The sequence below is a fragment of the Roseateles chitinivorans genome, from assembly GCF_002761755.1.
GTDB lineage: Bacteria > Pseudomonadota > Gammaproteobacteria > Burkholderiales > Burkholderiaceae_C > Roseateles > Roseateles chitinivorans.
Genome location: NZ_PEOG01000084.1, coordinates 1 through 21,688, shown reverse-complemented (window position 1 = coordinate 21,688; position 21,688 = coordinate 1). Strand labels below are relative to the sequence as shown.

Sequence of the window (21,688 nt, the reverse complement as noted above, 5' to 3'; positions counted from 1 at the left end):
GCGGTGTCGATGGCTTGCGGGCTCATGCCGGCCGCCGCGATCGCCGCGCGCAGCGGCGCGTCGTCCGGCAGGCGGTGATGGACGTCGAGCAGGCGGTTGATCAGGTCGAACTCCAGGGCGACCACGCCGTCCTTGCCCTGCAGCTGCTTGCGCAACAGGCCCTCCTCGGTCGGGCAATCCATGCCGGCGATGAAGTAGCGCTGCCGCGTCGTGCCGGCGAGGGCCTCGGCCGACACCCGCGGCGCGCGCGCGACCGCCACGTCGCCGTGGTCGTGCGCGTGGCCGTGGTCATGCGAGTGACCGTGACCGTGACCGTGACCGTGACCGTGGTCGTGGTCGTGGTCGTGGTTGTGACCCTGTCCGTGCTCGTGGATCTGGCGGGCATGATGAGCGGGCGCCGGCGCCGCCGAGTGACCGCAGCAACCGCCGCAGGAGGCCGCCGCGGCCTCGGGCGCGGCGGGACGGTGATCGTGTTCCTGATGTGCCATGGGGGTGGATTGGATAGTCTGTAGCCGCTCCAAGGTCAAGCGGCTATCCTGACCGGCATGCGAATCGGCGAACTGAGCAGGTCCACCGGCGTGGACATCGAGACCATCCGCTTCTACGAGAAGAGCGGTCTGCTGCCGCCGCCCGCGCGCAGCGAGAACGGCTATCGCGACTATGCCCATGCCCATCTGGAGCGGCTGGCCTTCATCCGGCACTGCCGCGCGTTGGACATGTCGCTGGCCGACGTGGCGCTGCTGCTCGACAGCCTCGGCACCCGCGATCCCGAGGCGCTGGTGCAGGTCGACGTGCTGGTGGCCTCGCAACTCGGCAAGGTCCGCGCCCGGCTCAAGAGCATGCAGGCGCTCGAGGCCCAGCTGGTTGCGCTGCAGAAGCGCTGCGACGCCGACCACGACCACCATGCCTGCGGGATCCTCGAGGAACTGGTGTCCGCCGCGCATGGCGAGGCCTGCGCCTGCCACCCGGGCGCTACGGCGGCGTCGCCGGGAGCGCGGCCCGCGTCAGCCGATCACGCAGACGCGGCACCGCGAAGTCGATGAACGCGCGCAGCTTCAAGGGCAGCCGGCCTTGGGGCGCGTAGACCAGGTGCACCGGCCGCGGCGCGGCCTCGAAGTCCTCGAGCACCAGCCGCAGCCGCCCCGCGCGGACGTCCTCGTTCACCTGGTAGGACAGCGCCCGCACCAGCCCGGCGCCAGCGCGGCCGGCGTCGAGCGCCGCATCGATCGTGTTGACGCTCAACCGCGAGCGGAACGCGCCCGTCCGCGCCACCCCGTTTTGGCGGAACGGCCAGGCGCCGCCGGTGGACACGCTCTCGAAGGAGATCACGCGATGCCGCGCCAGCTCGTCCGGCGTGGCGGGCGCTCCGTGCGTCGCGAGGTAGGCCGGCGCCGCGCAGACCACATGCCGGACCTCGCCGACCCGCGTCGCGATCAGGCCGCTGTCCGGCAAGGCCCCGATGCGCAGCGCCACGTCGATCTGGTCGTCCAGGAAATGCGTGATCCGGTCGGTGAGCTTCAGGTCGACGGCGACATCCGGATAGGCCTCCAGGAAGCCGGTCACCGTCGGCAGCAGATGCAGGCGGCCGAACATCACCGGCGCCGTGATGATCAGGTCGCCTCGGGGCTCGGTGTACTCGCCGGCAGCGGCACGCTCGGCTTCGTGGAGCTGCTCCAGGATGGCCTTGGCCGCCTCCACGTAGGCGCGGCCGGCGTCCGTCAGCTCCAGCCCCTTGGCCGAGCGGATCAGCAGTGCCGCGCGCAGGTGCTTTTCCAGGTCGGCCACCTTGCGGCTGACGGTGGCCAGCGGCAATCCGAGGCGCCGGCTCGCCTTCGACAGGCTGCCGGCGTCCACTGCGGCGATCAGCATCGCGATCGCGTCGAATCGATCCATGCGGGTGCGGGTCGGGGTCAGCGAGAGGAGCCTCCCAGAATTCGAGAGGCTTGCTCTCGATCGTAGCGGCTTCCCTCGAAATCCGGGAATCACGAGACTGCGTTCCATGCCTTCCGACGCGGGTCGCCGACCCGGGGAACGGCGCCAAGGAACCGTCATGAGCACCGCCCACTCCCCAGCCCCGGCGATCTTCCATCGCACCGCCACCGTGCTCGGCCGCCAGGTCTTCTACCGCGAGGCCGGCGACCCCGCCGCCCCGACGCTGCTGCTGCTGCACGGCCTGCCGACCAGCAGCCGCATGTTCAATCCGCTGATCCCGCTGCTGGCGGACCGCTTCCATGTGATCGCGCCGGACTACATCGGCTTCGGCCATTCGGACGCGCCTTCCCCGAAGGAGTTCGACTACACCTTCGACCAGCTGGCGGCGCATGTCGCGGGCCTGGTGGACCTGCTGGGACTGCGGGCCTACACGCTCTACATGCAGGACTACGGCGGCCCGATCGGTTTCCGCCTCTTCCAGCAGCGCCCGGAGCAGGTGACCGGCTTCATCATCCAGAACGCCAACGCATATCTGGACGGCGTGGGCGAGGAGGCCAAATCGGTGCTGCAGCCGCTGTGGGCCTCCCGCACGCCGGCGACCGAAGCCCCTGCGCGCCACCTCATCAGCCTGGAAGGGACGAAGTGGCACTGGCTGGTCGGCGCCCAGGACCCGGCGCGCATCGACCCCGACCACTGGCTGATCGACCAGGCGCTGCTGGACCGCCCCGGCATGCAGGACGCCAACCTCGACCTGCTGGAGAACTACCGGACCAACGTCGCGCTCTACCCCGAGTGGCAGGCCGCCTTCCGGCGTCATCGTCCGAAGACGCTGATCGCATGGGGCAAGCACGATCCGATCTTCATCCCGCCCGGCGCGCGGGCCTACCTGAACGACCTGCCGGACGCGAAGCTGGTCTGGCTGGACGGCGGCCACTTCGTGCTCGACGAGCACGCGCCGCAGGTGGCGGCGGAGATCCGCGCGATGTTCGGCTGAGCCTCAGCGCGGCATTGATCGCGCGAACTCCTCCAGCCGCCGGCGGAGTTCGTCCCGCAGCTGCCGCAACGCCGGCGACAGCTGCGCGCGGCCCGGCAGGATGAGATTGAGCGGCGCAGGGTCGCCGCGCCAGTGCGGATGGATGTGGACCAACTGACCGCTGGCGAGTTCCTGGGCCACGTCCGGCCAGGACTTGTAGGCGATGCCCAGCCCGGCGAGCGCCCAGCGCTTGACCACCTCGCCGTCGTCGGCAACGCGTCGGCCGGCCAGGGGCAGGTTCACCGGCTCGCCGGCGACCAGCACCGGCCAGTGCGTGGGCACCTCGCCCGCCCGCAGGTAGCGCAGCGCCTCGTGCCGCGCCATGTCCTCGGGCGAGGTCGGCATGCCGTGCAGCGCCAGGTAATGCGGCGCGGCGACCAGCACCCGGCGGCAATCCGGCAGCAGCGGCAGCGCGACCTGCGCATTGCCGGCCGGCGGTCCGTAGCGCACTGCGGCATCGACCGGCCGTCGCAGCAGGTCCGTCAGCGGATCGCCGATCTGCAGGCGCAGCGTCAGCGCCGCATGGCGCTCCTGGAACTGTTCCAGCCAGGGCAACAGCACATGCCGGCCCAGGTCCGAAGGCACGGCCAGATGCAACACGCCGCTGAGCGCCTCGCGCCCGGCGAGCGCCTCGTCCCGCCCGTCGGTCAAGGCGCGCAGCGCCGCCCGCGCGTGCGGCAGGTAGCGCTGGCCCTCGCCCGACAGGCGCAGGCTGCGGGTGCTGCGCACGAACAGGGGAAAACCGAGCTGCTCCTCCATCCGCTTGAGCGCGGCGCTGGCCGCGGCCGGCGACCAGTCCAGCGCCTTGGCCGCCGCCGTGAGGTTGCCGAGATCGGCGATGCGCACCAGCAGTTCAAGATCGGTGATCCGGGTCATCATTCGATTTTCTTTGAAAAAGCTTCGATCGCGAGCGGGCTCAATCGCCTTTCCATCGGTTCCAGACTGACAACCATCAAACAGTCTGGAACAGCCATGGATGCTTCCCTCCCTGCCACCCCCGATCCTTCCTTCACCTCCGAGACCGTCAGCCTCGTCGTCGGCGGTACTTCGGGCATCGGTCGCGCGGTCGCCGACGCGCTGCGGGCCCGGCCCGGTCGCGTCATCGTCGCCGGCCGCTCGACCGGCCTGGATGTCGCCGATCCAGCCGCCATCGAGGCCCTGCTCGCCGGAATCGGGCCGGTGGACCATGTCGTCTTCACCGCCGGATCGCAGGCGCCCGGGGGCGCGCTCGCGGCCGTCGACCTTGGCGCCGCCCGGGCCGCCTTCGACGTGAAGTTCTGGGGCGCCGTCGCCACGGCCCGCGCGGCGGCCGGCCGGCTGCGCCCGGGCGGCACCTTGACGTTGACGTCGGGCTTCCTCGCCCGCCGCGCGACGCCCGGCGCCTTCGTCAAGACCGCGATGAATGCCGCGATCGAGGCCGTCGCCAAGGTGCTGGCGCGCGAACTGGCGCCGCTGCGCGTCAACGTTGTCAGCCCCGGCCTGACCGACACCGAGGCGTACGCCGCCATGGCGCCCGACAGCCGCGAGCTGATGCTGGCCAAGGCGGCGACGACGCTGCCCGCCGGACGGGTCGGCCGGCCTGCGGACATCGCCGCCGGCTACCTGTTCGCGATCGACAACCCCTTCGTCACCGGCACCGTCATCGACATCGAAGGCGGCGCGCTCATTCAATGACCCCGCGCGGCCGGTCGCGACGCGCCGGCCCGCATCACCAGGACGTCCCGTCATGACCGATCTCTTCACTCCCATCGCCCTCGGCCCCCTGGCGCTGCCCAGCCGCATCGTGATGGCGCCGATGACCCGGGCGCGCAGCTCGCAGCCCGGCAACCTGCCCAATGCGCTGATGGCCGAGTACTACGCGCAGCGCGCCAGCGCCGCGCTCATCGTCAGCGAGGCCACGCAGATCTCGCCCCAGGGCCAGGGTTACAGCTTCACGCCAGGCATCCACAGCGAGGCGCAGGTCGAGGGCTGGCGCCTCGTGACCCGCGCGGTGCGGCGCGCCGGCGGCCGCATCGTGCTGCAGCTGTGGCATGTGGGCCGGATGTCGCACCCGGTCTTCCATGACGGCGGTCTGCCGGTGGCGCCGTCCGCGCTGTCGCCCGAAGCGCAGGTCTGGGTCGCTGGCGAGGACGGCGTCGGCCGCATGGTCGACTGCCCGGTGCCGCAGGCGCTGACGACCGAAGGCATCCGCGCGGTCGTCGACGACTTCCGCCGGGCCGCCGCCAATGCGATGCGCGCCGGCTTCGACGGCGTGGAGATCCATGCCGCCAACGGCTACCTGATCGACCAGTTCCTGCGCACCACCGCCAACCATCGCGACGACGCCTACGGCGGGCCACGCGCGCATCGCCTGCGCTTCCTGCTGGAGGTCGTCGACGCGGTGGCCACCGAGGTCGCGCCCGAGCGCATCGGCGTGCGCGTCGCGCCTTACATCACCGCCCGCAACATGGCCTGCCCGGACATCATCCCGACCATCCTCGCGGCCGCCACCGAGCTGTCGCGGCGCGGCGTGGGCTACCTCCACCTGGCCGAGGCCGACTGGGACGACGCCCCCCAGATCCCGGACGACTTCCGCCGCGCGCTGCGCGAGGCCTTCGCTGGCCGGATCATGGTCGCGGGCCGCTATGACGCCCCCCGAGCGCAGGCCCTGCTGGCGTCGGGGCTGGTCGACCTGATCGCGTTCGGGCGGCCGTTCATCGCCAATCCGGACTTGCCGGCCCGACTCGCGGGCCGCCTGCCGCTGGCGAGCTTCGACGGGCAGGCGCTGTTCGGCGGCAGCGCGGCAGGCTACAGCGACTACCCGTCGATCACCGCGACCTGACTGGCAGGCAGGCGGGCGGCGCCCCCCCGTCGCCTGTCCTTCATTCGTGACGGAGTCGGCGCTTCCCACGCCCGCCAGGGGGAGGAGACGCCCCCGGGCTTCAGCCTGGGGCCAGATGGACGATGTAGAGTCCGGGCCGCCCGCGTTACAACTTTCAGACATTCGAGCGCGGTCGGCCCTCCCTCCGCTCACCGCGCCCGCCATGCGTGTCTGTTCACTGTCATCGGTCAAGAACCGCATCGTCCTCGGCCAGCCGCTCGCCTTCAGCGTGCGCGACGCCGACCGGACCTTGCTGCTGGCGCGCGGGCAGGTCATTGCCGACGAGGCCCAGCTCCATGCGCTGATGAGCCGCGGCGCGCTGGTGGAGGTCCACGAGCTGACCGAGGCGATGCGGCAGCCGCATCCGGCCCGGTCGGCCGCCTACCTCCGCGACCGCCTGCCCGAGGAATGGGACCGCGGCATGCAGGACGTGCGCAATGCGCTGTCCGCCTCGCCCGACCGCATGGCCGAGGCGCTCGATGGCGCGACGACGCTGCTGCTCTCGCTGATCGACAGCTCGCCCGAAGTGGCACTCGCGCAGGTGGTGCGCCAGCCGGGCACGGGCAGCGGGCATTACGGCGTGACGCACTCCCTGCACGCGGCGACCGCCTGCCAGGCGGCGGCCCGCTACCTCGGCTGGGGACCGGAGGACCAGCGCCGGGCCTTCCAGGCCGCGCTCACGATGAACCTCGGCATGCTGGACCTGCAGGCGCGGCTGTCCAGCCAGGTGTCGCCATTGACCTCGATGCAGCGCGACGCCATCCATGAGCACCCGATCCGCAGCGTCGAGATGCTGAGCGCCGCCGGCATCGACGACCACGACTGGCTGGAAGCCGTGCTGCAGCACCATGAGACGCCGGACGGACGGGGCTACCCGCACGGCATCGGCGACATCGGCGAGCTCGCCGAGATGCTGCGCTACGCCGACGTCTACACCGCGCGCCTGAGCAGCCGCGCCAACCGGCCGGCGATGAGCGCGGCGCAGGCGGGTCGCGAACTCCACCAGATGGCGGCGCAAAGTCCGCTGGCGGCGGCGCTGATCAAGGCCTTCGGCATCTTCCCGCCGGGGAGCCTGGTGCGGCTGGCCAGCGGCGAAGTGGGCCTGGTCGTGCGCAATGGCGAGAAGGCCCATCGCCCGATGGTGAGCGCCTTGACCAATGCCAACGGCGAGCCCCGGCACACGCCGGTGCTGCGCGACAGCAGCCGCGACGACCATGCGGTGGTCGCCCTGCTGCCCGTCCACGCCTCGCCGATCCGTCTGTCTGACGAGCGCATCGCGACGCTGATCGCCGGCGCCTGAGGCGCCGCCCGCCCGGCACCCGCTCACTCTTGCTTTCGCCCCACCCGGATGGGTCAGACCTGTCGGGGGCTGCCTTCCTATGGGTGGCCCCCGGGGCGCCCCCTCACGCGCAGACTGCGACCCGTTCGATCAACGGGGGATGCATGTGAGGCGCGAGCTGGAACTGAAGTCGGGGACGTGGCGGGCCGTGGTCGCGCCGGACCGGGGCGGGCGCCTGCGCTGGCTGGGCCAGGCGCGACCGGGCGGACAGGAGCCGTGGCTGCGGCCGCTGGTCAGCGAGCGCGGCGCGCTGGTGGGCGGCGCGGCGGTCAGACTGGAGGCGCCGACGGAGGTGCCCGAGGGCATGGCGTCCCTGGTGCCGGACCCGGCGACCTTCGACCAGCCCTGGCAGGTCACCCAGCAGTTGCCGGACCAGGTCACGCTGATGCTGCACCCCGGCCGCGCGGCGCCCGGCACCTGGGGCTTCCAGGCGAGCCAGACCTTGCGGCTGGACGAGCATCGGCTGGAGTGGTCCTTGTCGGTGCGCAACCTGAGCCGCATGCCGCTGCCGGCGCGCTTCGGCTGGCTGATGCATTTCCTGGAGGATTTCGCCGACGCGGCCTGGCTGGACGACACGATGGACCTGGTGCGGCGGATCGAGCGCGGCCGCGTCGAGTCGCGCGATCCCTGGTGCGGCGTCGCCTCGCTGAGCGGTGCCGGCGGTCGCATCGTGCTGGCGCGCGCCGCCGCGCCGCTGGATGCGCTGCGCTTCGAGCGGCATCCGACCCGCAGCTCGGTCCAGCTGGGCCTGTGGACCGCCGACGCGCCGCGACTGGCGCCGCTGCCTCGGGGCGAGGAACTGACGCTGCGCCTGAGCCTGGACCTGCTGCTGCCCCGCCTGCCACCGCTGCCAAGGGCGCCGTCCGCGGGGCCGCTGATCCTCTGAGCGCGGCGGCGCCGGTCGGCCCGGCCCCTATACTGCCGCGCGCCGCGCTGCTGCCGCGGCCTCCCCCGTTCATGCCGCCGTTGCCGTCCCTTGCCGCCTTGCGGCCCTACCTGCGCGATGCCTTGCGCGACGACCTCGTCGCTGCCGTGGTGGTCAGCGTGCTCCTGATCCCGCAGAGCCTGGCCTACGCGATGCTCGCCGGCCTGCCGCCGCAGGTCGGTCTCTACGCCAGCCTGCTGCCGCCGCTGTTCTACGCGGCGCTGGGCTCCAGTCCCTTCCTGAACATCGGCCCGGTCGCGGTGCTGGCGCTGATGATCATGCAGACGCTGCAGCTGGCGCCGGCCGGCGTCAGCCCGAGCGAGGCCGCGCTGGTATTGGCCGCCGAGGTCGGGCTGTTCCTCGCCGCCGCGGCGCTGCTGCGCCTGCATGCGCTGGCGGCGCTGCTGTCGGTGCCGGTGCTGCACGGCTTCGAATCCGGCGCCACCATCGCCATCGCCGCCAGTCAGCTGCCCGTGCTGATCGGCTCGACCGCCAGCGGCGGCACGCTGCCGGACCTCTGGCGCTCGCTGAGCGCCCACGGCTTCGACTGGCGCGGTGTCGCAGCGCTGTTCGGCATCGTCTCGCTGCTGACGCTGGTGGCGGTGCGGCGCCTGCCCAAGGGCTTGATCTCGCGCATCGCGCCGCTGGCGGTGCTGCTCGCCGGCATCGGCATCGCCTGGGCCTGCGATCCGCAGGGCCTGCCGCGGGTCGGCGAGCTGCCGCCGCTGGCGCTGGTCTTCACGCCTCCGCGGCTCGATCCCGAGCTGTGGACCGCCATGCTGCCCGGCGCGGCGCTCATCGGTCTGCTGGGCTATGTCTCCAGCCTCGCGGTCGCGGAATCGCTGGCCCGCCGGGTCGGGCAGCGTGTCGACGCGCGGCGCGAGCTGATGGGGCTGGCCGCGGCCAACCTGGCGGCGGCGGTGTCCGGTGGCATGCCGGCGGCGGCGAGCTTCTCGCGCAGCGTGCTGATGAGCGATGCGGGCAGCCGCACCCGCATGACCGGCGTCTTCGTCGCCGCGCTGATGGGCGCGGTGCTGCTGACGCTCTCGCCGTTGCTGGCCTGGGTGCCCAAGCCGGTGCTGGCCGCGAGCATCATGGTGGCGGTCCTGTCCGGGCTGAAGTTCGGACCCTATGCCGACGCCTGGCGCTACGCGCGCGCCGAGGCGCTGCTGATGGTGGCGGTGACGCTGCTGGTGGTCTTCGTCGGCATCACCGCCGCGCTGGGCCTGGGCGTGGCTGGTGCGATCGCGCTGCTGCTGCAGCGCAGCGCCCGACCGCATGTGGCCCTGATCGGCCGCATCGCGGGCACCGAGCATTACCGCAATGTCGAGCGCCACCAGGTCGAGCTCGACCCCGAGGTGCTCGGCCTGCGCATCGACGAGAGCCTGCTGTTCCTGAACGGCCGCAGCCTCGCCGACGTCGTCCAGGCCCACCTGGACACGCACCCGACGACCCGGCGGGTGCTGCTGCAGATGTCGCCGGTCAACACCATCGACTTCAGCGGCCTGAGCGCGCTGAAGGAGCTGCACGAGACGCTGGAGCGCCAGGGCCGCCGCCTCGACCTCAGCGAGGTCAAGGGGCCGGTGCTGGACCGGCTCAAGGCCAGCGGCTGGGAGTCCTGGTTCCGCGGACGCCTGTACCTCTCCCACCATCTCGGCATGCAGGACCGCGACTGACGCCGGTTCCTCCGGCGCTCCTCCCCCGCTTGCGGGAGAAGGTCGGGGTGGGGGCCACCCTTTCCGCTGTCAATGCACGTCGTTCAGATGCCCGTGCCTGCGCGGATCGGGCATCAGGAAGCAGACGAGGAAGGCGAACAGGCACATCACCGAGACGTAGACATAGAACGCGCTCTCGATGTTCGCCGCCTTGAGGCTGAGCGCGACGTACTCGGCAGAGCCGCCGAAGATCGCATTGCCGATCGCATAGGAGAGGCCGACGCCCAGCGCCCGGATCTCGGGCGGGAACATCTCCGCCTTGATCAGGCCGCCGATGGAGGTGTACAGCGACACGATCGCCATCGCCACGATGATCAGCCCGAAGGCCGCATAGGGACTGTGCACCCCCTTGAGCGCGGACAGGATGGGCCAGGTGCCCAGCGCGCCGAGCAGGCCGAACCACAGCATCGAGGTGCGGCGTCCGATGCGATCGGACAGGGCTCCGAACAGCGGTTGCATGCACATGTAGACGAAGAGCGCCCCGGTCATCACGGTGCTGGCCACCTTCTTGTCCATGCCCACGCTCAGCACCAGGTATTTCTGCATGTAGGTGGTGTAGGTGTAGAAGGCCAGCGACCCGCCCGCGGTGAAGCCCAGCACGATCAGGAACGGCTTCATGTGCTTGCTGAACAGTTCCCGCATCGAGCCCGCTTCCTTGCGCTCGAGCTGGTCGGCCTTGGCGGTCTCGGCCAGCGAGCGGCGCAGGTAGAAAGCGATCACCGCGGTGGCGGCGCCGGCCACGAACGGGATGCGCCAGCCCCAGGCGTGCATCTGGGCGTCGGTCAGAGTCTGCTCCAGGATCGCCACCACCAGCACCGCCAGCAGCTGCCCGCCGATCAGCGTCACGTACTGGAACGACGCATAGAAGCCGCGCTGTCCGCGCAGCGCCACCTCGCTCATGTAGGTGGCGCTGGTGCCGTACTCGCCGCCCACCGACAGGCCCTGGAACAGCCGTGCCAGCAGCAGCAGGGTGGGCGCCATCACGCCGATGGTCTCGTAGGTCGGCATGAAGGCGATGACCAGCGAGCCGCCGCACATCATGAGGACCGAGATCATCATGGCCGTCTTGCGGCCCTGCTTGTCGGCAATGCGGCCGAACAGCCAACCACCGATCGGCCGCATCAGGAAGCCGGCCGCGAACACGCCGGCCGTGTTGAGCAGTTGGACGGTCGGATCGCCCTTCGGGAAGAAGGCATGCGCGAAATAGATCGAGGTGAAGGCGTAGACGTAGAAGTCGAACCACTCGACCAGGTTGCCGGAGGAGGCGCCGACGATCGCCAGGATGCGATCGCGCTTCTCGTGCGGCGTGTAGTGCCCGGGCAGGCCGGACGCCGGCGGCATCGCACCACCGGCCAGGGAAGGGGTCTTGGCAGTCATGCCGGCAGACTACTCCGCTGATGGAATTCCCTCACGTCCGGTTCGGACGCACCGAACGCCACGCGCACTGCAGTCGGGGTAGCCCGACCCGCTCATCGAGCGGCAACCGCACGGTTCCCTTCCGGCGCGAGCGACATGCGCCACGCTGCACATTTCAAGGGACGACGCGCGATCTGCGCCCGGGAATATCGACCCGCGCCGGCGGATGCATCGATTGTTCCGATCTTTTCAACGGAGTGTTGCAGACAGATGGATTTAAGGGTCAACCCTTATCGCTCATAGTTCAGCCCATCGACACATCGAAACCGCTCCAGGAAATCTCCACCAGGCGACGACCTGAAACCTCCGGGCAACCGGTGGATTTCAAAAGAAGTCCGGTGGCATTCCAGACGCACTCGGCGGGTCGAATCCTCCACCCCGTGCCCCTTCGCTGATCGCCCTGGGACCAAAACCGAAAGGAAAGATCATGAGCACCAAGAACATCCTCGCTTCCATGCTGTTCGCTTCCGCCGCCCTGGTGGCCGGCAGTGCGATGGCCAACGACAACCCCCACACCCAGCCGGTCAACACGCCCAGCGCCGTGAGCCGCGCCGAAGTGCTGGCCGACCTGGAGATCTACCGCGAATCCGGCCTGGCCGCCGTGGAGCAGTCGGAAACCTACGGCTACGACAACGCCCGCCGCGATGCCGCCAAGGCGCGCTACGCCGAGCTGCGCAACTCGCCGTACTACGCGACCCTGGTGAAGAAGTTCGGCGGCAGCGCCCCGGCCACCGCCGTCGCCGGCCGCTGAGACCTGTTTCCTGTCCCCTCCTGAGAGAACTCGAACAACAGATTCCTGAGAGCGTTTTTCCGGGTCAAGGGCTTCGGCCCTGGTCGGCGGCGGTTCTCCGCACTCCACCCTCCTGTCCGTCGCCGACCGCCTATATCCCCCTCGGATGAGTCACTACTCGCCGAGGGGTTTTCTTTTGTCGAAGCGGTATTCAAGTCGATAGGCCCGTCGATATTGAACTTGGCTTCAGAGATATTCGTCCGATATTCGCCTCCGCTGCGCCGAAACGGGGCGGGGACGGCCATGTCGAGACGGAGCGCGCACGACCGTGCGGATTCCCCGAGAATCGCCCGTCGGCCCGCCAGCAGTCCTCCGTCCCCCGGGCCGCCACAGCGAGGGTGTCGATGGACCGGATCGTGCAAATGCGGGCGTTCGCCCGGGTGGTGGAAACCGGCAGCTTCACCAAGGCGGCCGACTCGATGGACCTGCCCAAGGCCAGCCTGACGCGCCTGGTGCAGGCGCTGGAAGCCCGGCTGCGGGTGCAGCTGCTGACGCGCACCACCCGCAAGGTGAGCGTGACGCAGGACGGCGCCGCCTATTACGAGCGGACCATGGCCCTGCTGAGCGAGCTGGAGGCCATCGACCAGGGGATGCTCCACGATCAGAGCAAGCCCCGCGGTCGTCTGCGGGTGGACGTGACGACGCTTACCGGCTCGCGGGTCCTGATCCCGGCACTGGCGGACTTCCATGACCGCTATCCCGACATCCAGATCGCGCTGGGCGTGAGCGACCGCGCCATCGACCTGCTGGTCGACAACGTCGATTTCGTGCTCCGCGTCGGCGCGGTGCAGGATGCCGGGCTGGTGGCCCGGCGGGTCGGGCAGATCCAGTTCTGCACCTGCGCCTCGCCGGCCTATCTGCAGAAGCACGGCACGCCGCTGACGCCGCAGGACCTGGACCGGGAGCCGCACCAGGCGGTGGGCTACTTCTCGTCGCGCACCGGGCGGGTGTTCCCCTTCGTCTTCCATCGCGGCGACGAACGCGTCGAGATCGAGGGACGCCGGCGGCTCGACGTCAACGACAGCAACGCCTATGTCGCGGCCGGACTGGCCGGCCTGGGCGTCGTGCAGCTGGCCAGGTACGCGGTGCAGGAGCAGCTCGCTAGCGGCGAACTGGTGCCGCTGTTCCCCGAGTGGCATCACAACGCGGTGCCGGTCTACCTGGTCTATTCGCCCAACCGGTATGTCTCGGCGCGCATGCGCGTCTTCATCGAGTGGGTGGCGGAGACGCTGGCGAAGAAGGGCCTCGGACCCGATTGAGGAGCGATCGACGCGGCGTCAGACGGCGCCCGCCGACGCGCCGCCGGTGCGGCCCACCAGCCAGACGACGACCAGCACCAGCAGCAGCACCCACAGCGCCACGATCGCGGCAGCCACCTTGAGGTTGCGCGGCAGCCGGCCGCGCTGCTGGGCGGCCCGCTGCCGTGCCCGGGCGATCACCGCCGGCGGCATCAGGCGCAGCACCAGCCAGAAGCCCAGCGGCACCAGGATCAGGTCGTCGAGCAGGCCGAGCACCGGGATGAAGTCCGGGATCAGGTCGATCGGGCTGAGCGCGTAGGCGGCGACCGCGATCGCGACGAGGCGCGCCAGCCAGGGCGCCTCGGGATCGCGGGCCGCGTAGAAGACGGTGAGCAGCTCGCCCTTGAGCAGGGCCGCCCAGCGCTTGAGGGATCCGCGTTTCATCCGCGCATCATGCCCGCATCGGGCGGCGGGGGGCTCAGTCGGCCCAGATGACTTTCCGGCGCTGGCCGATCCAGTTTTCCAGGCGCGGGCCGTAGACCTCGTCGACGCGGTTGCGGCGCACCTTGAAGGTCGGCGTGATCAGGCCGTTGTCGACGGTCCACGGCGTCGCCGTCACGATCAGGCATTCCAGCTGCTCATGCGGGTCCAGGCGCGCATTGACCTTCTCCAGGTGCGCGGCCAGTTCCTGCTCCAGCGCGCCGCGGTCGCGCGCGGCGGCCTCGGGCGACAGCATCGCGATGCCCACCGGCTGCGAGAAGTTGGCACCGGTCACCGCGCAAGCCTCGATCGCGGGATGCGTCGACAGCCGGTCCTCGATCGGCGCCGGCGACACGTACTTGCCCTTGCTGGTCTTAAACAGGTCCTTCACCCGACCGGTGATGCGCACGCAGCCCGCGAGCGCGCCCTTGTCGGAGATCTCCGCCTTGTCGCCGGTGTGCAGCCAGCCGTCGGCGGTGAGCGTCTCGGCGGTCAGCTCGGGCTGCTTGTAGTAGCCCAGCATCAGCGCCTGGCTCTTCATCTGCAGCTCGCCGGTGATCGGATCCAGGCGCGTCTGCACGCCGTCGTAGGCGGGGCCGACGCTGCCGATCTGGTCCTGGCCCGGCACGGTGATGTGGGACAAGGCCAGGTTCTCGGTCATGCCGTAGCCCTCGTTGATCGGCAGGCCGAGGCTGCGGTACCACTTCAGCAGCGCGACCGGCATCGGCGCCGCGCCGCCGGCGGCGAACCTGCATTCGTTCAGGCCCAGCGCCTTGAGGATCTTCTTGCGCACCAGCTTGCCGATGATCGGCAGCTTGAGCAGCCGCTCGAGCTTGGGCTGCGGCACCTTGGCCTGCACGCCCTGCTGGAACTTGGTCCACAGCCGCGGGACCGAGAAGAAGACGGTCGGCCGCGCGCGCTGCAGGTCGGCGGCGAAGGTGTCCAGGCTCTCGGCGAAGTAGACCGTCATGCCGGTGTGCAGCCAGCCGTGCTCGACCAGCGCGCGCTCGACCACATGCGCCAGCGGCAGGTAGGACAGCATGCGGTCGGACTCGGTCAGCGGGATGCGCTTCAGGCCCGAGCCGATGGCCCAGGCGAAGTTGCCGAACGAGTGCATCACGCCCTTGGGCGCGCCGGTCGTGCCGGAGGTGTAGATGATGGTGGCCAGCTCGTCGGCGCCGCGGGTCGGCTTGCCCTTGAGCGGCGGCGTCTCGGCGCAGATCGCGTCCCAGTGGTCGTAGGCGTCCTGCGCGTCCTCCGGCGAGACCGGATAGGAGATGCACGGCAGGCCCAGCGGCACGCCGGGCCGCATGCCTTCCCAGCCGTCGAGCTTGCCGACGAAGAGCAGCCTGGACTCGCTGTGGCTGAGGATCTGGTGGACGGTGTCCGCGGCCAGCGTCGGGTACAGCGGCACGCTGACATAGCCCGCCATCCAGATGGCCAGGTCGCTCATCAGCCACCACGCGCAGTTCTTGGACAGGATCGCGATGCGCGCGCCCGGTTCCCAACCCTGCTCCAGGCCCAGCGTTTTCAGATGGGCGGCCATGCGACGGGCCTGGTCCGCGACCTCTTTCCAGGTGAAGTCCTTCACGACGCCGCCGCCCATCGGCTGGCGCAGCGTGACCCGGTTCGGCGTGTCGAGCTCCCAGGCGTACAGGCGTTGCAGCGCGAGGGAATCAGCCGGCAGGCGGGTCGTGGACATCGGGGGTCTCCTTGTTGTGATGGTGCTGAAACCGGACGGAATCAGCGCCGGAGACTACGCCGGCCCGCGCTGGCCAACGAGCGGGTTTCTTCGATGATCGTGATCGACTTGGCACCCTACTCGAGGGTTTCCTTTGGACACGGGGGCGGCAGGCGTCGACGCCGCCGCACGCTCAGCCCTTGGCGGCGGCCGCTTCCTGCTCGGCGGCGAGGAGCGCCTCCAGCGCCGGCAGCAGCACATCGTCGCCGGCCTCACGCGAGACCGGCGCCTCGGCCAGGGCGGCGGCGCCTTCGCGCTTGAGACGCGAGACCCACTGGCCGGCTTCCTTGCCTTGCGACAGGCCGGTGCTCTGCAGCAGCAGCGTGCCGTCGGCGGCCAGCAGCTTGAAGTAGAAGAGCCCGTCGGCCTCCCGGTACTGCTTGAAGGCCGGCACCGTCGACTTCGCCTTGACCGCCTGCGCGACCGGCGCGGCCAGCGGCTGGAAGCGGCGCAGGCCGACCGACTCGCGGGCGCGCGCCAGGAGCGGCGCCGCGATCGCACGGGCCCGCTGGGCGCCAGCCATCAGGATCTCCTCGATCTTCTCCGGATTGGCCATCAGCGCGTCATACCGGGCGCGCATCGGGCCGATCTCGGCGTCGATCAGCGCGAACAGCTGCTCCTTGGCTTCGCCCCAGGACAGGCCGCCGTGCAGCGCCGCGCGGAAGGCCTGGCGCTGCGCCGGCGTCGCGAACGCGTCGTAGATCTGGACCAGGTGCGAGCCCTCGGTCTCCTTGGGCTCGCCGGGCAGGCGCGAGTCGGTGACGATCCGGGAGATCGCCTCGCGCAGCGCCTTCGCGCCGCCTTCGAACAGCGGGATGACGTTGTCGTAGCTCTTGGACATCTTGCGACCGTCCAGGCCGGGCAGCAGCTCCATCTCCTCGTCGATGCTCGCCTCGGGCAGGACGAAGAAGTCCTGGCCGCCGCCGAAGAGATGGTTGAAGCGCTGAGCGACGTCGCGCGCCATCTCGATGTGCTGGACCTGGTCCTTGCCCACCGGCACGCGGTGGGCGTTGAACATCAGGATGTCCGCGGCCATCAGGATCGGGTAGCTGTACAGGCCCATCGTGATGCCGGCATCCGGGTCCTCGCCCGCGGCGACATTGGCGTCGACCGACGCCTTGTAGGCATGCGCGCGGTTCATCTGGCCCTTGGAGGTGACGCAGGTCAGTAGCCAGGTCAGCTCGGGGATCTCGGGGATGTCGCTCTGGCGGTAGAACACGACCCGGCTCGTGTCCAGGCCGGCGGCCAGCCAGGTGGCGGCGATCTGCAGGCGCGAGGCCTCGATGCGGGCCGGCTCGTCGCACTTGATCAGCGCGTGATAGTCGGCCATGAAGAAGAAGCTCTCGACGCCAGGCTCGCGGCTGGCCGCGATGGCGCGACGCACCGCGCCGACATAGTTGCCGAGGTGCAGAGTGCCGGTGGTGGTGATGCCGGTCAGGACACGCAGGGTCATGGGAGCTCGTCGCCGTCGTTTCGCAAGGCGGCGATTGTCCCGCAAAGGCGCGGGCCTGTCGGCGCTCAGCCGAAGGTCGCCATCGGCTCGCCCAGTCGCACCGCGCCGCCCGGCTGCCAGTGGGCGTTGAAGCGCAATGGCAGATCCTTCGGGAACAGCATCACCACGGTGGACCCGAGCAGGAAGCGGCCCATCTCCGCGCCCTGCGCGTAGCTGAAATGCTCGTTCTCGTAATGCCAGGTGCGCGGGCGGCCCGGCCGCGGCGGATTGACGACGCCATGCCAGACCGTGGCCATCGAGCCGACGATCGTCGCCCCCACCAGCACCAGCACCCACGGGCCGTGCTCGCCCTCGAAGAGACAGACGACGCGCTCGTTGCGCGCGAACAGGCCGGGCACGCCCCGGGCGGTCGTCGGGTTCACCGAGAACAGGTCGCCCGGCACATGCACCATGCGCACCAGGCGGCCGGCGCAAGGCATGTGGATGCGGTGGTAGTCGCGCGGGCTCAGGTAGACCGTCGCGAAGTGGCCGTCACGGAATTGCGCGGCCAGGTGCTGGTCGCCGCCGAGCAGTGCCGCCGTCGAGTACTGGTGGCCCTTGGCCTGGAAAATCTGGTCCGCGCGGATCGGGCCGAACTGGCTGATGGCGCCATCCACCGGGCAGATCAGCGGCGCATCCGCCAGCGGGCGGGCGCCCGGCTTGAGCGCGCGGGTGAAGAACTCGTTGAAGCTGGCATAGGCCGCCGGGTCGGACTCGGCCGCCTCGGCCATGTTCACGCCGTAGCGGTCGATGAAGCGCCGGATGGTCCAGGTCGTGAAGCCGCCCAGTTCCGCACTCGCCAGGCGCCCGGCCAGCCGCGTCATGGCCAGCTTGGGCATCAGGTATTGAGGCAGGACGGCAAGGCGATCGGACACGGCGGTGGGCCCCGGCAAGGGCGGGAAAAAGGGTGGCGGATTCTAGGCGGGCAAGGAACGGTCCCGCACCCGGGTTGGTCCCGGGCGGCACGCCCGCCCCGGTACCATCGCGGTTTCCCCTCTTCTGGCTCCCCCGATGTCCGCCCCCGAGCACCAGCACAGCTCGTTCTACAAGTTCGTCCGCCTGGACGACACGTCCGCGCTGGCCCAGCGCCTGCGCGACCTCAACCAGACGCTGGGGAACGCGGTCGGCGGCAACCTGTTGCTGGCGCCGGAAGGCATCACCGGCGCGCTCGGCGGTCCGGTGCCGGCGCTCGAAGCCTATGAGGCCGGCCTGCGCGCCGAGCCGCCTTTCGCCGACCTCCACTTCAAGCGCAGCTTCTGCACCACGCGGCCGTTCACGCTGCTCAAGGTGCACGAGAAGCCGGAGCTGGTGGCCTTCGGACTGGACGGCGTCACCGGCCTGGCCGACCCCCGCGATACCCATGTGTCGCCCAGCGAATGGCGGGAGCTGATCCGGCGCGACGATGTCGTCGTCCTCGACAACCGCAACCACTTCGAATTCGCGCTCGGTCACTTCGATGGCGCCATCGACCCCGGCGTCCGGCACTTCCGCGACTTCCCCACCTACGTCGAGGCCCACGCCGACACCTGGGTCCGCGAGGGCAAGACCGTCGCGATGTACTGCACCGGCGGAATCCGCTGCGAAAAGATGTCCGGCTGGATGAGCGCGCGCGGCCTGACGGTGCGACAACTCGACGGCGGCATCCTCAACTACTTCGAGCAGATGCCCGATGCCGACCAGGATTGGCGCGGCGAGTGCTTCGTCTTCGACAAACGCATCGCGATCGATACCCATCGCCGGGAGACCGCCACGACGGCCGAAGAGGTCTACGGCGACGATCCGGCCGAGGCCTGGCGGTTGGCGAGGGCGAAGCGGCTCGATCCGCAGGGGTGAGCGGTTCGACAGGGACTTCGTCCGGAGAGACTTCGGGAGGCCAGGCGCGGGCACTCCACGACGCGGGGGGCATCACGTCCATGAACCCCCCGCATCGTTCCGGCCCCACAGGCGCTCGCTGACGCCGGGCCTTGGCGTCCGGCTGGCGCTGGGGTGCCTTCGGGTTCAGCCGGTGAGGTCTTCCGTCAGGCGCAGGCGGCGCGGGTTGCGGATGTCGATGACCGCGGTGTGGGCGGCCTTGTCGTGCAGGCCCTGGCGGTTCGCGTCCCACAGGATCTGCAGGAAGCCCATGCCGCCGGTGGTGGCGCCGGCCGCATAGCCACCATAGCGGCGCACGCAGAGCATCGGCTTGAGCGGCTTGCCGGTGAGCTCGACGATGCGCAGCCCCATCAGCTTCTTGCCCGGCGTCTGGCCCGGCCAGATCAGCGGGAAAGCGACGAAATAGGCGAAGGCCCAGGCCAGGTTCAGGCCCACCAGCTCCCACCAGTGCCGCAGCTTCTCGATCGGCGAGCGCTTGGCCTCGTCCTTGAGCTTGCGGACCTCCTCCTGCAACGCCTTGATGCGCACCCGGTCCGCCTTGCGCTGCAGCTCCCGATCGTGCTCGAGTCGCGCGAGGTCCAGCTCGCCCGCGCTCGCGGCCGAGGCCGCCGCCGCGACCGCCGCCTTCACCAGGTCCTTCGTCTCGGCGCCGGCGTCGTCCGACTCGTCGTCGTGGCGGTCGCTGCGATCCGTCGAGGCTGCGGCGACAGCCTCGCGGCGCGCCTGCTTCGTCGGCTCGTCGATGTGCTCCATCGTGCTGGAGTACAGCCCGAACGCGACCAGGCACAGCGCCGGCGCCCAGCCGAGCCAGCCGCTGTCCGCCCGCAGCTCGCCGCGGGAGGCGCGCTGGTGCTTGTGCCAGCGCCAGGCGATCCAGCAGAACCCGGCCAGCAGCGGCGTGTTGCCGAAGTTGGAGAGGACCGTCACCAGGGTCACGTCGACCGCCATCGCCTTGGCACGCTGCCACGGTGACGCCAGCGGCAGGCCCAGCAGCGCGGGCGCGACGTTGAGGTCCTCGGGCGTGATCCAGTCGCGCGGATCCTGCGGCACCTCGCCGGCGGCCTGGGCGGCGCGCCCGGGAACAGGGGCGGCCGTGGCGGCAGCGGCGGAGCCGCCAGAGACGGGCAGCGGAACAGGCGCCGGGCTGTCGGGCAGCGCCGGGGCGGCAGCCGACGGGGACGGATCGACGGGCGTGGTCATGGGCCGGCATTGTCGCGAGCGGGACCTGGCCCGAAGGCCCATGACTTCCCCTAGCGCCGCCCGGGGCGCGCGGAAGCTTTCCTCCGCCGCCGGAAGGGACGCGCGCTGGCGGACGGCCCGGCCGCGTTGCAAGATGTCGCCCCATGTCCCGACCGGGCGCCGGGCCATCGAACGACCCCCGATAATTCGCGCTCGCCCACCGATTCCCACCGCGCGCTCCGCGCCAGGCCATGTCCAATCTCATCGTCCACGGCGGCTCGCCCCTGAAGGGCCGCATCGTTCCCTCGGCCAACAAGAACGCCGTCCTGCCCATCCTGTGCGCGACGCTGCTGACCCGCGAGCCGGTGCGGCTGCACGGCGTGCCGGAAATCACCGACGTCAAGAAGATCCTCGAGGTCTTCCGCAAGCTCGGCAGCCATGTCGCGGTGGACTTCAAGAGCGGCGTGCTGGACCTGCACCACCAGGACACCCACTTCGACGCGGCCAAGGACCACCTGCCCGAGGAGATGCGCTCGTCGATCATGCTGGTGCCGGGCCTGATGGCGCGCTTCGGCGCCGCGCGGATCGAGGACGACGTCAAGGGCTGCACGCTGGGCGCGCGCGAGATCGATCCGCATGTCGAGGTGTTCGAGCGCTTCGGCGCCCATGTCGACCGCGCCGCCGACGGCCTGCTGCTGCAGGTCCAGGGCCAGCTCACCGCCAATGACCACTGGACCGACTACGCCTCGGTCACCACGACCGAGAACTTCGTGCTCTGCGCCGCGCTGGCGCACGGCACCTCGACGCTGATGAACGCGGCCAGCGAGCCGCATGTGCAGGAGTTCTGCCAGTTCATGCAGATGCTGGGCGCCAAGCTCGAGGGCCTGGGCACCTCGCGCCTGACCATCCACGGCGTCAAGGAACTCGGCGGCGGCGAGTTCACCTTCGCCGAGGACTTCCACGAGATCGTGACCTTCCTCGCGCTGGGCGCCATCACCGGCGGCGACGTGAGGGTGAAGAACTCGCACCCCGAGCAGTTCCCGCTGATCGACCGCACCTTCGCCAAGTTCGGTGTCCAGATCGTTCACGAGGACGGCTGGTCGCGCTCCATCGTCGACGGCAAGCTCAAGGTCAAGGAGCCCTTCACCCGCAACATCCTGCAGAAGGTCGAGGCGGCGCCCTGGCCCTACCTGCCGGTGGACCTGCTGCCGATCTTCGTCGCGCTGGGCGTCAAGGCCGAGGGCAGCGTGATGTTCTGGAACAAGGTCTACGACGGCGCGATGGGCTGGACCACCGAGCTGTCCAAGTTCGGCGCCCATGCCTTCCTGTCGGACCCGCACCGGATGGTGACCTTCGGCGGCAAGACGCTGAGCCCGGCCGAGGTCGAGAGCCCGTACATCATCCGCGTCGCGATCGCGCTGCTGATGGTGGCGGCCAGCATCCCCGGCAAGTCGGTCATCCGCAATGCGACGCCGGTCCGTCGCGCGCATCCGCAGTTCGCCGAGAACATCACCCGCCTCGGCGCCAAGGTGGAATGGGTCGAAGGCGACTGATCGCCGCCTGGCTGATCCTGACGGCGGCGACCGCCGCCGCGCAGACGACGCCACCGGGCGCGACACCGGCCGCCACCGCCGCCCCGCCGGTGCTGCGCTGGCTGGTGCAGGACATGCCGCCGC

19 protein-coding genes and 1 pseudogene are annotated in these 21,688 nt (G+C 70.4%); 11 read left to right on the top strand and 9 right to left on the bottom strand.

The features are described from left to right. A pseudogene (locus CS062_RS26350) lies at positions 1–488 on the bottom strand (heavy metal translocating P-type ATPase); the annotation flags it as partial. Between the two features lie 57 nt (positions 489–545). Here CS062_RS26350 and CS062_RS22105 point away from each other — a divergent pair. Further along, the gene (locus CS062_RS22105) at positions 546–1,043 is read left to right on the top strand and encodes a Cd(II)/Pb(II)-responsive transcriptional regulator (protein WP_099863724.1); all 498 of its coding nucleotides are present in this window, start codon (positions 546–548) and stop codon (positions 1,041–1,043) included. On the opposite strand, the gene CS062_RS22100 is transcribed toward CS062_RS22105, so the two are convergent. Continuing rightward, positions 973–1,893: a LysR family transcriptional regulator gene (locus CS062_RS22100; RefSeq protein WP_099863723.1), complete on the bottom strand. Its 921-nt coding sequence runs from the start codon at positions 1,891–1,893 to the stop codon at positions 973–975. The two genes, CS062_RS22105 and CS062_RS22100, sit on opposite strands and share 71 nt — an antisense overlap. Positions 1,894–2,050: 157 nt before the next feature. Here CS062_RS22100 and CS062_RS22095 point away from each other — a divergent pair, with 157 nt between their 5' ends. Continuing rightward, the gene (locus CS062_RS22095) at positions 2,051–2,926 is read left to right on the top strand and encodes an alpha/beta fold hydrolase (protein WP_099863720.1); all 876 of its coding nucleotides are present in this window, start codon (positions 2,051–2,053) and stop codon (positions 2,924–2,926) included. A 3-nt stretch (positions 2,927–2,929) separates the two neighbouring features. On the opposite strand, the gene CS062_RS22090 is transcribed toward CS062_RS22095, so the two are convergent. Beyond that, positions 2,930–3,841, bottom strand: coding sequence for a LysR family transcriptional regulator (locus tag CS062_RS22090; RefSeq protein ID WP_099863729.1), 912 nt, complete (start codon positions 3,839–3,841; stop codon positions 2,930–2,932). A 96-nt stretch (positions 3,842–3,937) separates the two neighbouring features. Here CS062_RS22090 and CS062_RS22085 point away from each other — a divergent pair, with 96 nt between their 5' ends. The 5 genes from CS062_RS22085 to CS062_RS22065 all read left to right on the top strand — a co-directional run bounded on the left by CS062_RS22085 (position 3,938) and on the right by CS062_RS22065 (position 9,765). After that, positions 3,938–4,639 carry an SDR family oxidoreductase gene (locus CS062_RS22085; RefSeq protein ID WP_099863718.1) on the top strand — a complete coding sequence of 234 codons (702 nt, stop codon included), beginning with the start codon at positions 3,938–3,940 and terminating at the stop codon, positions 4,637–4,639. Positions 4,640–4,691: 52 nt separating this feature from the next. After that, the gene (locus CS062_RS22080) at positions 4,692–5,786 is read left to right on the top strand and encodes an alkene reductase (protein ID WP_099863716.1); all 1,095 of its coding nucleotides are present in this window, start codon (positions 4,692–4,694) and stop codon (positions 5,784–5,786) included. A 202-nt stretch (positions 5,787–5,988) separates the two neighbouring features. After that, complete coding sequence (locus CS062_RS22075) at positions 5,989–7,125, top strand: HD-GYP domain-containing protein (protein WP_158238887.1); 1,137 nt, start codon at positions 5,989–5,991, stop codon at positions 7,123–7,125. A 139-nt stretch (positions 7,126–7,264) separates the two neighbouring features. Next, positions 7,265–8,050, top strand: a complete 786-nt coding sequence (locus CS062_RS22070; protein WP_099863712.1) for an aldose epimerase family protein — start codon at positions 7,265–7,267, stop codon at positions 8,048–8,050. Between the two features lie 71 nt (positions 8,051–8,121). After that, positions 8,122–9,765 carry a SulP family inorganic anion transporter gene (locus CS062_RS22065; protein ID WP_099863710.1) on the top strand — a complete coding sequence of 548 codons (1,644 nt, stop codon included), beginning with the start codon at positions 8,122–8,124 and terminating at the stop codon, positions 9,763–9,765. A gap of 69 nt (positions 9,766–9,834) precedes the next feature. Here CS062_RS22065 and CS062_RS22060 read toward each other — a convergent pair whose 3' ends face one another. Next, positions 9,835–11,181 carry an MFS family transporter gene (locus CS062_RS22060; protein WP_199174319.1) on the bottom strand — a complete coding sequence of 449 codons (1,347 nt, stop codon included), beginning with the start codon at positions 11,179–11,181 and terminating at the stop codon, positions 9,835–9,837. Between the two features lie 466 nt (positions 11,182–11,647). Between CS062_RS22060 and CS062_RS22055 the strand changes: the two genes are divergently transcribed. After that, on the top strand, positions 11,648–11,971 hold the full coding sequence (locus tag CS062_RS22055; RefSeq protein ID WP_233218206.1) for a DUF4148 domain-containing protein: 324 nt from the start codon (positions 11,648–11,650) through the stop codon (positions 11,969–11,971). 401 nt (positions 11,972–12,372) lie between these two features. Beyond that, positions 12,373–13,269 (top strand): LysR family transcriptional regulator, encoded by an 897-nt coding sequence (locus CS062_RS22050; RefSeq protein WP_368372868.1) that lies wholly within the window; start codon positions 12,373–12,375, stop codon positions 13,267–13,269. A gap of 18 nt (positions 13,270–13,287) precedes the next feature. Here the strand turns inward: CS062_RS22050 and CS062_RS22045 are convergent, their stop codons facing one another. From CS062_RS22045 to asd, 4 genes are all read right to left on the bottom strand, one after another. Further along, entirely contained in the window at positions 13,288–13,692 is a 405-nt protein-coding gene (locus CS062_RS22045; protein ID WP_099863705.1) for a YkvA family protein, read from the bottom strand. 34 nt (positions 13,693–13,726) lie between these two features. Then, entirely contained in the window at positions 13,727–15,430 is a 1,704-nt protein-coding gene (locus CS062_RS22040) for an AMP-binding protein (protein ID WP_099863703.1), read from the bottom strand. Between the two features lie 172 nt (positions 15,431–15,602). Continuing rightward, positions 15,603–16,922, bottom strand: a complete 1,320-nt coding sequence (locus CS062_RS22035) for a tryptophan--tRNA ligase (RefSeq protein ID WP_099863702.1) — start codon at positions 16,920–16,922, stop codon at positions 15,603–15,605. Between the two features lie 65 nt (positions 16,923–16,987). Further along, positions 16,988–17,836, bottom strand: coding sequence for an archaetidylserine decarboxylase (asd, locus tag CS062_RS22030; protein WP_199174318.1), 849 nt, complete (start codon positions 17,834–17,836; stop codon positions 16,988–16,990). Positions 17,837–17,972: 136 nt separating this feature from the next. On the opposite strand from asd, the gene trhO reads away from it, so the two are divergent. Continuing rightward, positions 17,973–18,794: an oxygen-dependent tRNA uridine(34) hydroxylase TrhO gene (gene trhO, locus CS062_RS22025; RefSeq protein WP_099863699.1), complete on the top strand. Its 822-nt coding sequence runs from the start codon at positions 17,973–17,975 to the stop codon at positions 18,792–18,794. Positions 18,795–18,959: 165 nt separating this feature from the next. Here the strand turns inward: trhO and CS062_RS22020 are convergent, their stop codons facing one another. Then, entirely contained in the window at positions 18,960–20,033 is a 1,074-nt protein-coding gene (locus CS062_RS22020; RefSeq protein ID WP_158238885.1) for an RDD family protein, read from the bottom strand. 230 nt (positions 20,034–20,263) lie between these two features. Between CS062_RS22020 and CS062_RS22015 the strand changes: the two genes are divergently transcribed. Continuing rightward, complete coding sequence (locus CS062_RS22015; protein WP_099863696.1) at positions 20,264–21,565, top strand: UDP-N-acetylglucosamine 1-carboxyvinyltransferase; 1,302 nt, start codon at positions 20,264–20,266, stop codon at positions 21,563–21,565. The last annotated feature ends 123 nt before the right edge of the window (positions 21,566–21,688 follow it).